Annotated in this window: 10 protein-coding genes; 9 read left to right on the plus strand and 1 reads right to left on the minus strand. The window is 59.2% G+C overall.

The genetic code is table 11. The annotated features are described in order from the left end of the window. The first annotated feature begins 35 nt into the window (after positions 1–35). From ACR0NO_RS08900 to ACR0NO_RS08940, 9 genes are all read left to right on the plus strand, one after another. Positions 36–2078, plus strand: a complete 2043-nt coding sequence (locus ACR0NO_RS08900; protein WP_480723693.1) for a dynamin family protein — start codon at positions 36–38, stop codon at positions 2076–2078. After that, on the plus strand, positions 2075–3358 hold the full coding sequence (locus ACR0NO_RS08905; protein WP_480723694.1) for a dynamin family protein: 1284 nt from the start codon (positions 2075–2077) through the stop codon (positions 3356–3358). Before ACR0NO_RS08900 ends, ACR0NO_RS08905 begins: the two co-directional genes overlap by 4 nt. A 340-nt stretch (positions 3359–3698) precedes the next feature. Beyond that, positions 3699–5891 (plus strand): protein kinase domain-containing protein, encoded by a 2193-nt coding sequence (locus tag ACR0NO_RS08910; RefSeq protein WP_480723695.1) that lies wholly within the window; start codon positions 3699–3701, stop codon positions 5889–5891. 203 nt (positions 5892–6094) lie between these two features. Further along, positions 6095–7171 carry an FHA domain-containing protein gene (locus ACR0NO_RS08915; RefSeq protein WP_480723696.1) on the plus strand — a complete coding sequence of 359 codons (1077 nt, stop codon included), beginning with the start codon at positions 6095–6097 and terminating at the stop codon, positions 7169–7171. Between the two features lie 3 nt (positions 7172–7174). Further along, positions 7175–7960 carry a PP2C family protein-serine/threonine phosphatase gene (locus tag ACR0NO_RS08920; RefSeq protein ID WP_480723697.1) on the plus strand — a complete coding sequence of 262 codons (786 nt, stop codon included), beginning with the start codon at positions 7175–7177 and terminating at the stop codon, positions 7958–7960. A gap of 21 nt (positions 7961–7981) precedes the next feature. Then, positions 7982–9244: a transporter substrate-binding domain-containing protein gene (locus ACR0NO_RS08925; RefSeq protein ID WP_170375717.1), complete on the plus strand. Its 1263-nt coding sequence runs from the start codon at positions 7982–7984 to the stop codon at positions 9242–9244. Positions 9245–9289: 45 nt separating this feature from the next. Continuing rightward, positions 9290–10399: a LysM peptidoglycan-binding domain-containing protein gene (locus tag ACR0NO_RS08930; RefSeq protein ID WP_170375715.1), complete on the plus strand. Its 1110-nt coding sequence runs from the start codon at positions 9290–9292 to the stop codon at positions 10397–10399. Positions 10400–10439: 40 nt separating this feature from the next. After that, entirely contained in the window at positions 10440–11546 is a 1107-nt protein-coding gene (locus tag ACR0NO_RS08935; protein ID WP_480723698.1) for a LysM peptidoglycan-binding domain-containing protein, read from the plus strand. A gap of 146 nt (positions 11547–11692) precedes the next feature. After that, the gene (locus ACR0NO_RS08940; RefSeq protein WP_480723699.1) at positions 11693–12952 is read left to right on the plus strand and encodes an aminotransferase class V-fold PLP-dependent enzyme; all 1260 of its coding nucleotides are present in this window, start codon (positions 11693–11695) and stop codon (positions 12950–12952) included. Positions 12953–13219: 267 nt separating this feature from the next. Here ACR0NO_RS08940 and ACR0NO_RS08945 read toward each other — a convergent pair whose 3' ends face one another. Further along, positions 13220–14215 (minus strand): ABC transporter ATP-binding protein, encoded by a 996-nt coding sequence (locus ACR0NO_RS08945; RefSeq protein ID WP_170666183.1) that lies wholly within the window; start codon positions 14213–14215, stop codon positions 13220–13222. Position 14216: the final 1 nt, after the last annotated feature.

Consider the following 14216-nt stretch of genomic DNA (forward strand, 5'->3'; position numbering starts at 1 on the left):
CAAACCAGTGTTTCTTGTTACCAGGGTAAAAAGTTATGAGTGAGACCAGTCGCCGCGAGCTTATTCGCATCGCCGAAGACATGAACGAGACGAGCAATGACGAAACCCGTCAGTTCATCTCGCGCATTGTCGGAGACCTTTCGGGGTTGAAGCCGTCGATCGCCTTTGTTGGGCAGATCAAGGCGGGAAAATCGCGTTTGATCAATGGCTTCACGGGGCAGGCAGAATACCTGCCCTCGGATGTGAACCCGTGGACGACGGTGATCACCGATATGCATTTCGGCCATCCTTCGGGTCGCACCGAAGGGGCAGAGTTCCACTTCTTCGACAATCACCAGTGGCAGGCCTTGATCGCCGAGGGTGAAGAGCTGCGCAACATGTTCCCTGATGAAGAGGACAGCTATAAGCGCGAGATGATCGAAGAGCAGGTCGAGGCGATGAAAACCCGCGCCCGTCTGCGTCTGGGCGACAGTTACGAACAATTGTTGGGTCAGCACCACGATCTGGAAGACCTGAACTCGGACGATCTGGCCCGCTATGTCTGCGCGGGCGATGATCCGAGCGATAGCGAAACCCACGACCCTGGCTCGGATCGGGGTCTTTACAGCGATATCACCCGTAAGGCCGAGGTCTATTTCGACATTGGCCATTTCCCGTTTCCGCTGACCGTTACCGATACGCCGGGCGTGAACGACCCGCTGCTGATCCGCGAGGAAATCTCGCGCCAGTACCTCAAGGAATCCGATTTCTTTGTGGTGGTTCTGTCCGCGCATCAGGCCTTGTCGCGCGCTGATCTGAAGCTGTTCCGCCTGATGCAGGCGCTGGAACTGGGCCAGATCGTCGTCTTCATCAACCGCGTGGATGAGCTGGGCGGCGGGGCCGAGGACGCCGGCAAGGTGCGCAGTGATGTTCTGGACGGCCTAGAACAAGCGCTGGGGAACTCGGACATTGACGTGCTGATGGGCAGTGCCCAATGGGCGCATTATGCGCTGACCGGGGATGAGACCGGCGTCAATCACGATGACGTTCTGGCCTGGCTGCGCGCCCATCCCGAGCAGATGAAGCAGTATCTGGACGGTGTGGAAGAGATCAAGCAAGGCCCCGGCCCAATCAGCCGTGAAGGCGTGTTGCGCTTTGCTGCCATGATCGCCTCGGGCCTGCCGGATCTGCGGCGGCACGTGACACAGGCCTTGGCCGATGGCCCTCGCAGCGAACAGCTGCGGATGGCGTGGCAGCATTTGAACAGCTTCGCGCAGGGCGAATTGGAACGGTCGCAGGCCGAGCTGCGCGCGCTGGAGTCCGAGGATGGCTCGGCAACAGTCGATCTGGACGAAAACAACAAGACGCTTGGTGAACTCAGGGCGCTTGTCGCCGAGAAGACCGAGGTGATGACGCGCGACATGGATGACGTGCTGGCAAATCTGCGCGGCGTCATGGATGACACGGTGGCTGAGGCGGTCTCGGCCGTGGTGCGTGGCCCGGATGGCAATTCGCCTCTGTTGGCCAAAGGCGCTGAGACCGAGCTGAACTTTACCCCTCTGCGCGACCGGATGCGGGAGTTGATCCAGGGGGCCACGCAGGTCGTTCGCCAGCGCATGTTGAGCGAGCTTTATGCGATCGACATGCAGGCCAACGCGGCCCTGCGCGCCTTGCCCGGATGGCAGGACCCCGTCGACAACCGCATGAACACCAGCGCGGTGCGGTGGTTCCGTCCGGACACGACGGCGCTGACCCGCGGTATTACGGTGGAGTTGCGGGTGAACTGGCTGTCGCGCCTGATTTCGCGCAAAAGCGTCGTCACACGCGCAGAGCGGATGATCGTGCAGGAATTCGAACTGATTGGGGATGATCTGATCGACACGGCGCGTGAAAACCTGATGGAGCGGCTGAAAACGGTTCTGGACCACTACGTGGCGCTGTTGGGCGGCTATCTTGAACACCGGACCGGATCGGGTGAAACTAATGCTCAGGCCGAAGCGCAGGATGCGTTCGACCGGGCCCGTCGCATCGCCGATGAACTGGAAACGGTGTTCGGCCCGGTGCGCGCGGATGAAGGACAAGCAAAGGCAGCGGAATGATCGAATTTCCCGGAACCGAACAGGACGTCAGGCAACTTGAGCGCTTTCTGAACGCAACCGAAACCCTGCCAATGGATTCGGCGCTGGAGGATATGCGTGCGAAGGCTGTGGCCCATGCTGAGCGTCTGTCCAATGCGGTCAATATCGGTTTTGCCGGGGAATTCGGCGCGGGCAAATCCAGCCTCGCCAATATGCTGGCTGGGGCGGACATTCTGCCCACCGGTCCACAGCATCTGAAGCTGCCCCTTGTGATCGTTGCCTATGCGGACGCACCGGAAACCACCGTCGGCTGGTGGGACAAGGAGCCCAAGACCTATTCAGGGATCGTGTTAGAGAAAGCGGCGGAAGATAAGCCTGATTTCATTTCGGTCGGATTGAACACGCCCGCGCTGCGTGAGATTTCTCTGTTCGACCTGCCCGGCTCGGGCGCGTTGGATGAGACCTACAAGCCAACGCTCGACCTGCTGCGCTTCGTGGACTGCGCCATCTGGTGTACAAATGGCACGAATGCCTGGCGAGAGACCGAGCGCCATCTCTGGGCACAGGTACCGCAGGAATTGCGTGACAACAGTCTGCTGGCCGTTACCCATACCGATTTGCCTCACGTCCGTGATGCTCTGGACCGCGTGCTTGCCCGGTTGAACAAGGAAAAAGAAGGCCTTTTCAACGCCGTGGTTCCAATCGGTACGCCTGTCGCCGTGAAAGCTATGGCGCAAGAGCCTGAACCAGATTTTGATCTGTGGGAAAACTGCGGCGGTCAGAATCTGGCCGAGAAGGTGCTTGAGGCGGCTTCCGCTCGTCGGATGCATGACCTGAACGCAGCCCGAAAAGACATCGCCGAGCTTTTTCAGCCATTTCTGGAAACCCTCGCTGTCCCCGAGCCAGAGCCGGAGACCGAAAGCCCTTCGGTTCAAGCTGCGCTCGGATCGGCCCTGCCACCGTTGAACAACCCGATCCTCGAAGACTGGCTGGCCGCGATTGCCAGCATCTATGAGGACCTGCGTGAATCCTCGGATATCGAACCGCCCGCGTTCCTGCAAAGCTGTCAGGAAATCGTCGAAGACTTTGCCGAACGTCTGGAACAGGGCGGTGAGATCGACCCCGATGCGGACTGGATTCCCGGTGAGTTCGAAAAGGCCACCGACCTTCTTCTTCTGCTGCAATTCGAAAGCGGCGACGCACCTTTGCGTGACGCCATCAGCATTCTGGCGCAGCTGAGCGACAACCTCGCCTGGGCTGGTAGCACTGTGGCGACCGAGCAGTCCAAGACCGGAACCTGACGCGCGCCACCTGGAATTGAGCTGCACTGCGGCGATTCGAGGCCTGTCCAAAACGATTCCTTATTGTTTCGAATTCGTAGACCAACCGCTTGTTTTGGTCGGTTCAGTTTTCGAATTATATATGTGAAATTACCACATCTATGATAGCAAAATGGGATCAACACTATATGTTGATTTGAAGAAAAAACGATCCATAGTGAAGCCATGAGGCGGCCCCAATAAAGTCAAATTTGAAACGTCTAACCGGACTTAAGTGTCCTGCGGTTGTTTTTGGTTATGAGTTCGCGGGCTGATTGCCCAGTTTTTTGTACCGCGATTTGAGAAATACGGGCGGATTGAAATGAGCCATAACCAGGCTGTCGGTGCATCGCACGACGAACCAAAAATTGAAGGTCTGCAACCAGGAGCCAAGCTCCTGCGGGGGCAGTATGAAATCCTGAGCTATCTCAGCAATGGCGGCTTCGGAATCACCTATCTGGCCCGTGACAGCCTGGAGCGGGACGTGGTGATAAAGGAATGTTTCCCTGGCGCGCTCTGCCGTCGCGATGGGGACCTGGTCGAAGCCGCTGATCCCTCCTACTCCGAAGACCTGCGCGCGATTGTGGATCTCTTTATTCAGGAAGCGCGCAACCACGCGCGGCTGGTGCATCCCAACATCGTCGATGTGCATCAGGTGTTTGAGGACAACAACACCGCCTATATCGCCATGGACCTGATCCGCGGGTGCGACCTGCTGGACTACATGGACAAGCCCGAGAACGAAAGCGGCCATGACTTTATCGTGCAGGTGACAGAAAAGATGCTGTCGGCGGTCTCGTTCATCCATCAAAGCGGCATGCTGCACCGAGACATTTCCCCCGACAACATCCTGATCGACGAGAATGGCGATCCGGTTCTGATCGACTTTGGCGCTGCGCGCGAGCAGGCGGCGAACAAGTCGGCGGCGCTGTTGACGTTGCGGGTGATCAAGGATGGCTACTCGCCGCATGAATTCTACGTGCGTGGCGCTGAGCAAGGCCCCAGTAGCGATCTCTATGTGCTGGCGGCAACGCTGTATCACGCGATCAGCGGTGAGCGTCCGATTGATGGCCAAAGCCGCCTGAACGCGTTCAACAACGGACAGGAAGATCCCTACACCCCGCTGACCGGACGGTTTGAGGGTTATCCCGAAGGATTCCTGGAAGCGATCGACAAGGCGATGGAAGTTCATGCCACCGACCGCCTGCAATCGGCGCTGGACTGGTTGCGCATGTTCCGCGGGCCGGGGGTGATGTTCGATACATTCGCCTATCGTCCGGTTTCGGTCATCGTCGGCATGGACCGTGAAGACAAAGAGGCCGAGAAAGCTCGGATCAAGGCTGAAAGCGAAAATGCCGAGGCGGTTGTGACCGCTTTGTTGGCGGGCAATTCCGACATTGTCATGGGCAATGAGGACAAGGCCGAAGAGGATCTTTCCAAGCTCTCGCCTCGCGAAGAACCGGCGGTTGCCGTTGATACGGTAGTCAAAAGCGGATCGAGCGGCAATGGCAAGTTGTTGGCTGGCGTGGCAGTTGTGGCCATCGCTCTGGCCGCAGGTGGGTATGTGATGATATCCGGTGATGCGGACAAGGTCGAGACAGCAGCGGCGGTGGCCCCTGCGACGGAGGCGGCGGAACCCGCAACCGCAGCGGTGGAATCCGAAACAGCGGCGGTCGAACCGGCCCAAACTGAAGAGCCTTCACAGGAACTGGAACAAGTCAGCGCTGCAGTGCAGCCTGTCGAGCAGGAGCCGGTTGAAACTGCGGAGACGGTTGCCACAGAAGCAGCCCCCGCAGAAACGGTGACCGAAGAAGCAACGCCTGAAGAAACCGCAGCCGCGCCCGAAGAAACGGCGGTCGCGCCCGAAGTGACCGCGCCTGAGTCTGAGGTCCCTGCAGCTCCGGTCAATCTGGCCGAGGCTCAGGTGGCGTTCTCTCATTGGGATGTTGAGGTTCCGTTTGACACGTCCCGCCGTCGCGCCTCGACCGGCAATATGTTCTCGATCACGGGTGTGGATGCCAATCAGGATATGTCGGTGATCGGCGACTGGGTTCAGCGCGGGGCCACCATCTTTACCTTGAACGGCAAGCCGGTGCGCGACGATGCCTCGTTTGCGGCACAGGTGCTTGAGAACCTGCAGGTGGATCCCGACGGGTATCTGCGCGTGGCCGCGCGCTACCGTCCTCTGGGAGAGACACGGGCGCAGAACGGATTGCTGGCGCTACCTGCATTCCGCACGATCGGGTTGGAAAACGGCTACGGCTTTAGCGTCAATGGCAATGGGGCCGGTGGCTGGCAGACAGTTGTGACAGAGGTGCCCGAGGGCGCGTCGGGCAGCTTGCAAACAGGGGATGTGCTGGTCAGCGAGGCCGAAACGGGTCTTGCGTTCGAAGGACCGGAAAGCCTCGATGCGGTTCTGGCGGAACTGGTGTCTGGCGAGCAGCCTCAGGCGCAGTTTGCGGTATCGCGCAACGGTGCCGATGCCAACGCAACCATGCCTCTTGCGCAGGAGTGATCAGACCGGTTCGAACGTAATCTGCCAGCGTGTGTTTGCTGAGGGTGGCCCTCGAAAGAAAGCCACCCTGACGGGATCCGGCCCGGCGCAGAAAGGTAAAAAGTTTCCTGGTTTCAAGATTGAAGACCGCAGCGCGGACAGTCGCGGTGCGGGTAGCGAAACGGCACAGAATTGTGTGCCAACAAGTTGAAGGTGTCGACACCATGTTCAAATACAAAAGCCCTCTCAGCCGGCTTCTAGAAGGTGCCGGCAAAGCCAAAGAAGAAGAAACGACTGAGGCAGCAGCCCCGACCGAGGAAAAGCCCGAACCGATTGCGGATTTTAACGCGCTGCGCGCGGCGCTGGGCGGCGGCAATCTGGCCTCTGAGGCGTATGAAGAAACTTATGACGAAGAGGATGAGCTGACCGCCGAAGGCGAGATGCCAGAGTTTTCGGATGCCGAAGACGTGGCCGAGGACACCGAGGAAGAGACGTCGATCTTCGCAGAAGAGGCTCCGGTGACTGAAGAGGTGGCCGAGGAAGCAGCGATTGACGAGCCGGAAGCTGACGAGCAGATCGTGACCCTGCATCTGTCCGAAGACGAGCGGGTCGAAGCGTCGGTTCAGGATGAGGTCGAAGTGGCAGAGCCCGAAGCGATCGAACCGGTCGCGGTCGAGCCTACTCCGGAAGCAACCTCCGCTCCGGTCGAGCCTGAGATCGAAGTTCAGGAGCCGGTGGCGGAAGCCGCCGAACCGCAGCCCGAACCCGAAGTGCAGGCCGCAGCGGTTGCGCCAACACCGACTCCAGTGCCAACTCCGGCCCCGGCCCCGGCCCCAGCCGAGGACCGCCGTTCGCGTGTGAAGACCACTTTCCTGGGCTTCGAACGTGCAGATACCCACGTTCAGGACCTGATCGAAACCGCCGAGCCGGTCGCCAAGACCGAAGCCGCGCAGGAGACCTTCCCTGTGGGTTGGCTGGTTGTCACCCAAGGCCCTGGCCGTGGGTCCAGCATCACCCTGACCGAAGGTCTGATGCAGATCGGACGCAATGATGATCAGGCCATCCAGCTGGATTTCGGCGACACTGGAATCTCGCGCAGCAACCACGCCGTGATTGCTTATGACCCGGAAGATCGCAAATGCTATCTGGGTCATGGCGGCAAGGCCAATCTGGTGCGCCTGAATGGCAAGCCGGTTCTCAGCACCGTGGCGCTTTCCAATGGCGACCTGATCCGCATCAGCGAAACCTCGATCCGTTTCATGGCCTTCTGCGACGAAGGTTTTGATTGGCGGGATTCCTGATAGATGCTCGCGACTCCGGCATATGACGTCGCGCTGATCCTGAATCAGGGTCAGCGGGACACGCAGGAGGATGCCATCGCTGCGCGTATGTTCGACGCAGCGGATGCAGGCTATGTGGTGATTGCCGACGGTATGGGCGGGCATGAGGCCGGTGAGGTCGCCTCAAGCCTTGTCGTCGCCGCTTGGCGCGAGGCGTTGGACGCGGAGCTGGAAAGCGACACTCTGTCAGAACGCGCGGCGATAGATGCACTGCCATTGGCGGCCATGCAGGCCAACGCATTGATTTCGAACCGCAATGAAGAACAGGGCGAAGGCTGCAACATGGGGTCCACCTTGCTGGGCACCTTACTGTTGGGGCAGCGTCTGTTCTGGATTTCGATTGGCGACAGCCCGCTCTACCTGTTTCGGGACGGCGCGCTGATGCAGATCAACGAAGACCACTCGATGGCGCCGATGATCGACGCGCAGGTTGCCGACGGTACGCTGACCGAAGCGCAGGCGCGGGCTCATCCGGACCGCAATCAGCTGACCTCGGTCATCATGGGGGGCGCAATTCCCAAAGTGGATTGCCCGGAAGATCCGCTGGCCGTGACGGCTGCGGATATCCTCATCCTCGGCAGTGACGGCCTGCAGACCCTGACCGATGACGAGCTTCAAGCGGTTGTAGGCAGCCATTCTCAGGCATTGGCGCAAGAAATCGCAGAAGCGCTGCAGCAGGCGGTGCTGGCGAAGAACAACCCTGATCAAGACAACCTCTCAATCGCAGTCGTGAAACTTGCGAAACAATAATAAGGCAAAGCAACGGGACCCATGAAAAACACATTGATCATATCGAGCCTGGCCCTGGCGGCGGCGACAGGTGCAGCATCGGCGCAAGAGGCGTGCTCGAACTACGAGATTCAGCGCGGTGACAGTCTGCGAGAGCTGGCGATTCAGGTCTATGCGACGGAAGATTTCCGCATCATTTTTGACGCCAACCGCGATGTGATTGGATCCAATCCGAACATCATTCGGGTCGGTGACGTGCTGGCAATGCCCTGCCTTGAAGATATCGGTCGCACTCCGGTTCTGGCTGATACCGAGGCCGAGCGTCTGGCCGCCGAAATGGCAGCCGAGCTGGTCAAAGCAGCCGAAGAGCGTGCAGAACAGGCAATCGCAGAGGCCGAAGCCCGTGTAGCCGCCGCCGAAGCCGAGGCCAAGCAGGTCAGTGAACAGGCCGTGGTTGAAGCCAAGGCCGCCGCGCGTGAGGAAATCGAGGCCGCACGCGCCGAAGGTGCCGCCCTGATCCGCGATGCCGGAACGGGCGAACGCCCAGAAGTGCGCGACCGTCAGGTGCTATTGATCACCGGCGGTGACTATCAGCCCTTCACCGACGAAGCACTGCCGCACCGTGGCCTCTATACGCATCTGGTGGAAACCGCGATGCTGCGCGCCGCGCCCGAACAGGCCTACAAGATTCAGTTCGTCAACGACTGGAACTCGCATCTGGATCTGTTGATGCCGACGCTTGCGTTCGATGGCACGTTCCCCTGGTCGCGTCCGAATTGCGAAGAACCTGCGGCGCTGTCCGAAAACGACCGCAACCGCTGTGAGACCTACAACTTCTCGAACCCGTTCTACGAAGTGGTCGACACGTTCTTCGCCCGCGAAGGCACAAGCTATGTCGAAGCGCTCAGCTACGCTGATTTCGCCGGAACGACGATCTGCCGCCCCGAAGGTTGGTCGCTGTCACATATGGATGCGGTCAGTCTGTACGAGCCGATCATCACCTTGCTGCGCCCGGAATCGCCGGACGAGTGCTTTGAAGCAGTGATGACGGGCGAGGCCGACATTGTCGCAATCGAAGCGCACCTGGCCGACGGAGCCATCGGTCGGCTTGGCTACGAACACCGCATAGTCGAGAACCCGAATTTGGCGGCGATCAAGTCGCTGAATGTCATGACGCACAAGGACAACCCGGACGGAGAAGCGATTCTGGAAACGCTCAACAAGGGTCTGGCGATCATGCAGCAATCCGGCGAATGGCGAGACATCGTGTCATCCGCTCTTCGCTATCAAATGGAAAACGGCTGAGAAAACTGAAAAGCCATCTCAAATTTTATCTGGAGAAAACACCGAATGCCCAACTTCACGCTCCATAATGTTGCGTTGACAACCGCTGCCGTATTGACGGTCAGTGCCGGAGCCGCTGCCGCCCAACAAGCCTGTACGAATTATACCGTGCAGGACGGCGATACCATGGCGTCCATCGCGCTGACCGCGTATGGCACGTCCAACTACCAGCCCATCTTCAACGCGAACCGCGATGCGATCAGCAACCCTAACGCGCTGGATCCTGGGCTGTCTCTGGTCCTGCCTTGTGAGGACGGAAACCTGCCAAACGGTCAGAGCGCAAGCGACATCATCGCGGCGCAGCAGGAGCGTTTTGCAAACTCTGCGCAGAGCAGTGCGTTCAAACGGCCGATCAAACTGGTGACCGGCAATGGCTGGGCTCCGTTCGCGGATGAAACCCTGAACGGTGGCGGGTTCATCACCCGTCTGGGCACCACAACGCTGCAGCGTGGTGGCAATAACGAGCAATTCTCGATCAGCTTCGTGGATGACTGGAACTCGCATATCGAAACCCTGCTGCCGCTGGGCGCGTTCGATGTGTCGATGGCCTGGAATATCCCCGACTGCACCAACCGCAGCTATGAATGGTCATGGGAGACCGAGGTCCGCTGCACGCAGTTCCACGCCTCGGCCCCAGTCTACGACATCGTGTTCGGTTTCTACAGCGTGCCCGAGGGCAAATACGCCGGAGCCACCAGCTTTGACGACCTGCACGGCGCCACGATCTGCCGTATGGAAGGCTGGCCTTTGCACGATCTGGAGCAAGAAGGTTTGCTGCGCGACGACACCATGACGGTTGTGCAGCCCGCCACCGCACGGGAATGCCTGGATGCGGTCATCACTGGAACAGCCGACATCGCCACGTTCGAATTGCAGCTGTTCGCAGACGCCATGAGCGAAATGGGCCTGAATGCCAACGACCTAGTCGAGAACCCCTATGTCTCGACGCTGTCGTCCCTTCGCTTCATCACTCACCGGTCCAATCCTCAGGGTCAAAGATACCTTGCCCTGATGAACAAGGGCCTGAACGAAATGCGTGAAACCGGGGAATGGTACGCCATCATCTCGGATAGCCTGAATGAGCATAACGAAAGACTGCTAGACGCAATCAACTGAAACCTCATCTCCACATTCCAACTTATGGGAGGAATAAAAAATGCTAAGAGAAAAACTCAATACCAAAGTGATGACGGCAACCGCCGTCCTCACACTCTCCGCAGGTGTTGCAGCAGCGCAGGAAGCCTGTTCAAACTACACCGTGCAGGACGGCGACACGATGGCAACCATCGCGATCGCAGCCTATGGCACATCGAACTATCAGCCGATCTTCAACGCGAACCGCAACGAGATCACCAACCCCAATTCGCTAGAGCCCGGCCTGGTCCTGGCTCTGCCGTGTGAGGATGGCAGCCTGCCCAACGGTCAGTCGGCGCAGGAAATCATCGCGGCGGAAGAACAGCGTGCGGCCAGCGTGAAACGTTCGAACGTCTATGCACCACCGATCAAACTGGTTGCGGGCAACGGCTGGGAGCCGTTTACAACAGAATCCCTGAGCGGCGGCGGCATCATGACCCGTCTGGCGACAACCAGCCTGCAGCGTGCCGGCAATAGCCGCGACTTCTCGGTCAGCTTCGTGGATGACTGGTCTTCGCACTTGGACACTCTGCTGCCGCTGGGCGCATTCGACATCTCGATTGCCTGGACGCTGCCCGATTGTACAAACCGCTCTTACGAGTGGTCTGAGGCAACCGAAGCCCGCTGCACGCAGTTCGTGGCGTCTGTTCCGATCTACGACGTTGTTGGTGGCTTCTTCACGCTGCCCGAAAGCGAATACGCCGCCGCAACAGAGTTTTCGGATCTCGAAGGCGCAACCCTTTGCCGTATGGCGGGTTGGAGCATGGTTGTTCTGGAAGAAGTTGGCCTGAACGGCAAAAACCTGAACCTGATTCATCCGAACTCGGCGCGTGAGTGCCTGGACGCCGTTCTCACCGGCACAGCAGACGTTGCTGCATTCGAGGTTGAGCTGTTTGCCTCGACCATGAATGACATGGGTTTGACATCGGACGATATCGTCGAGAACCCCTATGTTTCGACTCTCTCGTCGATGAGCTTCATGGCCCACCGTTCGAACCCGTTTGCCCGCGAATACATCGCGATGATGAACAAAGGTCTGAACGAGATGCGCCAGTCCGGCGAGTGGTACGCCATCATCTCGGACACGCTGCGCGAGCAGAATGAAAAGCTGAACGCCGGTTCGAACTGATCCCTCGGTTCAACTGACGCGGAAGGGCCGGTTGTTTTAGCCGGCCCTTTTTCTTGTCATAGGGACAAATCCGGTGTTTGAATTCGATCTGTTCGGCACGTCTGTGCATGCTGTCCGAACGCATCGACTTTCCACAGGACTGACCCATGATCCAAGACAACCCCGCGCTTATTGATGCCATTCGTGAAAGGTTCGCTCATGTCGACACGTGCCCGTTTCAGGGCGAACGCATTTTCTTTGAGAATGCAGGCGGCGCCCTGACGTTGAAATCGGTGGCTGAGACCTCGGCTTTTTATGCGGCGATCCCGGACAATCCGGGCCGTATCAACCCTGCGGGGCAGGGCACGCAGAATGTGATCAACCAGGCCAAACAGGATCTGGGCGTGTTTATGAACGCCTCAGGCGGCCAGTTCTTTGCCGGCGAAAGCGGCACCGAGCTGTTGTTCCGCTTGATCCGTACCGCCTGTCTGGCCGCACCCAAAGGGGCCAAAGTGATCGGGTCCTCCATTGAGCATCCGGCCACCCGTAGCGCCGCGCGCCGCTGGGCCGAGATTGCAGGGCTCGACTATGTGAACGTGCCGCATGACAACGATACCGGTCTGGTCACGGCAGAGGACTACACCGCACTGATGACCCCGGATGTGGCGGTGGCGACGATCCTGCATGCCTCGCCTGTTTCCGGCATGGGTATGGATGTAGCTGCGATCTCGGCCGCGATCCGGGCGGTTGCGCCGGATTGCATGATCATTGTCGACGGCATCCAGCATGCGGCCCATGGGCAGCTCGATCTAGATGCGTACAACGTCGATGGCTATGCGATCTCACCTTACAAAGTGTTCTCGCGCCACGGATACGGGATTGCGTGGATCTCTGACAGGCTGACCCATACGCCGCATGACATGCTGATCGACGCCCCCGCGACAGGGTGGGAGTTCGGCACCCGCGACACAGGTTCCTATGCAACGGTCTCGGATGTTGTGTCCTATTTCGACTGGCTGGGTGGGGAAGTATCGGACGAGACCGACCCGCGCGCGCGGATCGAGGCTGCGGGTCGTGCCATTCATGCCTACGAGACGCACCTCACCGATACAGCCATCAACGGCACCGGCAATCTGCCGGGTCTGCGCGATATGGATCACGTCACCATTCTTGCCGGGGCCGACAACCCAGCGCGTGAGGGGCTGGTGTCGATTGTGGTCAAAGGCAAGGCATCCGAAGATGTGGTCGAGACGCTGAACCAGCAGGGCATCCGGACCCACACGCGCAAGGCCGACCACTACTCGGGCAATGTGCTGGGGCCATTGGGACTATCGGACTGCATCCGCATTTCCTTCTGCCACTACAACACGGAACAGGAAATCGCGCGCCTCTTGGCCGCCGTCAAAGAGCTTGGTGAAGACGCGTAGCGCTAGGGTCAGGACCCCTTCATCTTGCACCACGGGCGCGTGAACGGCAAAAAAGCAGTGGTTTTGATCGCGCCGGGACTGGCGGCGTCAATTCCAAGCGATCAAAGCCGCTGCTTTGCAGCGGTTCACGCGTCCGAAGGATTTGTCTGATTTTGCTTCTGAACTGCGTTGCTTCCCTTTGAAATAGAACCACTATTCCTGCAGGGAAGCGCCTTGTCAGAACCAAAATCAGTCAAACCAGTGGCGCAAGATTAAGGGGTCCTGACCCTAAAGTCTCTGCCCGTCCTCGCCAAAGGCGAGGACGTTGGCCTGATCGAACGCGATCCCGGTCTGTGCGCCCGGCTCAACCCTGTGTTGACCGAAGGCGCGGATGGTGAAGGGTTTTCCGGTTCCGATATCGACCATGATATTCGTATCCGCACCCAAGTTTTCCACATGCACCACGGTGCCGGATAGTGCCCCGGTTTCAGAATGGGTGGCATATTCCGGGCGGATGCCGAAATAGGTGCCCTTCGGGCCGCCGATCATATCCGCTGGGACAAAATTCATGGCGGGGGAGCCGATGAACTCGGCCACAAAGCGGTTGGCGGGGTTGTTGTAGAGGTCCATCGGGCTGCCGATCTGCTCCACGCGCCCGTCCCGCAGAACCACGATCTTGTCGGCAAGTGTCATCGCCTCGGTCTGATCATGGGTCACGTAGATCATGCTGGCGTCAATCTGTCGGTGCAGATTGGCGATCTCAACCCTCGTGTTCAGGCGCAGGGCAGCATCTAGATTGGATAGCGGTTCATCAAACAGGAACAGTTTCGGGTTGCGCACAATCGCCCGCCCGATGGCGACGCGTTGCCGCTGGCCGCCTGACAGCTCGGCGGGGCGACGCTCCAGATAGTCCTCAAGCGACAGCATCCGGCTGGCCTCGGAAATGCGGCGCGAGATTTCATCCTTCGGGTGCCCTGCCTGTTTCAGCCCCAGCGCCATATTTCCACGCACCGTGAGATGCGGATAGAGCGCGTAGGACTGGAACACCATCGCAAGCCCCCGTTTCGCCGGGGGCACTGTGTTGACCTGTTCGCCGTCGATTTCAACCGTGCCCGAGGTCGCATCCTCCAGCCCCGCAATCACCCGCAGCAAGGTCGATTTCCCGCAGCCTGAGGGGCCGACAAAGACCACGAATTCGTTCTCCTCGACGGTCAGGTCGATGTTCTTCAGCACCTCAACTGGCCCGAAGGATTTACACACGTTGCTCAGCTTCAGGGCGGTCACG

The sequence above is a fragment of the Ruegeria sp. CL3 genome (assembly GCF_056536505.1).

What these genes read in the sequence shown, in the direction of transcription:
- ACR0NO_RS08905 (WP_480723694.1), top strand. Translation starts at nt 2,075, where the DNA reads ATGATCGAATTTCCCGGAACCGAACAGGACGTCAGGCAACTTGAGCGC.
- ACR0NO_RS08940 (WP_480723699.1), top strand. Translation starts at nt 11,693, where the DNA reads ATGATCCAAGACAACCCCGCGCTTATTGATGCCATTCGTGAAAGGTTC.
- ACR0NO_RS08900 (WP_480723693.1), top strand. Translation starts at nt 36, where the DNA reads ATGAGTGAGACCAGTCGCCGCGAGCTTATTCGCATCGCCGAAGACATG.
- ACR0NO_RS08910 (WP_480723695.1), top strand. Translation starts at nt 3,699, where the DNA reads ATGAGCCATAACCAGGCTGTCGGTGCATCGCACGACGAACCAAAAATT.
- ACR0NO_RS08935 (WP_480723698.1), top strand. Translation starts at nt 10,440, where the DNA reads ATGCTAAGAGAAAAACTCAATACCAAAGTGATGACGGCAACCGCCGTC.
- ACR0NO_RS08920 (WP_480723697.1), top strand. Translation starts at nt 7,175, where the DNA reads ATGCTCGCGACTCCGGCATATGACGTCGCGCTGATCCTGAATCAGGGT.
- ACR0NO_RS08915 (WP_480723696.1), top strand. Translation starts at nt 6,095, where the DNA reads ATGTTCAAATACAAAAGCCCTCTCAGCCGGCTTCTAGAAGGTGCCGGC.
- ACR0NO_RS08930 (WP_170375715.1), top strand. Translation starts at nt 9,290, where the DNA reads ATGCCCAACTTCACGCTCCATAATGTTGCGTTGACAACCGCTGCCGTA.
- ACR0NO_RS08925 (WP_170375717.1), top strand. Translation starts at nt 7,982, where the DNA reads ATGAAAAACACATTGATCATATCGAGCCTGGCCCTGGCGGCGGCGACA.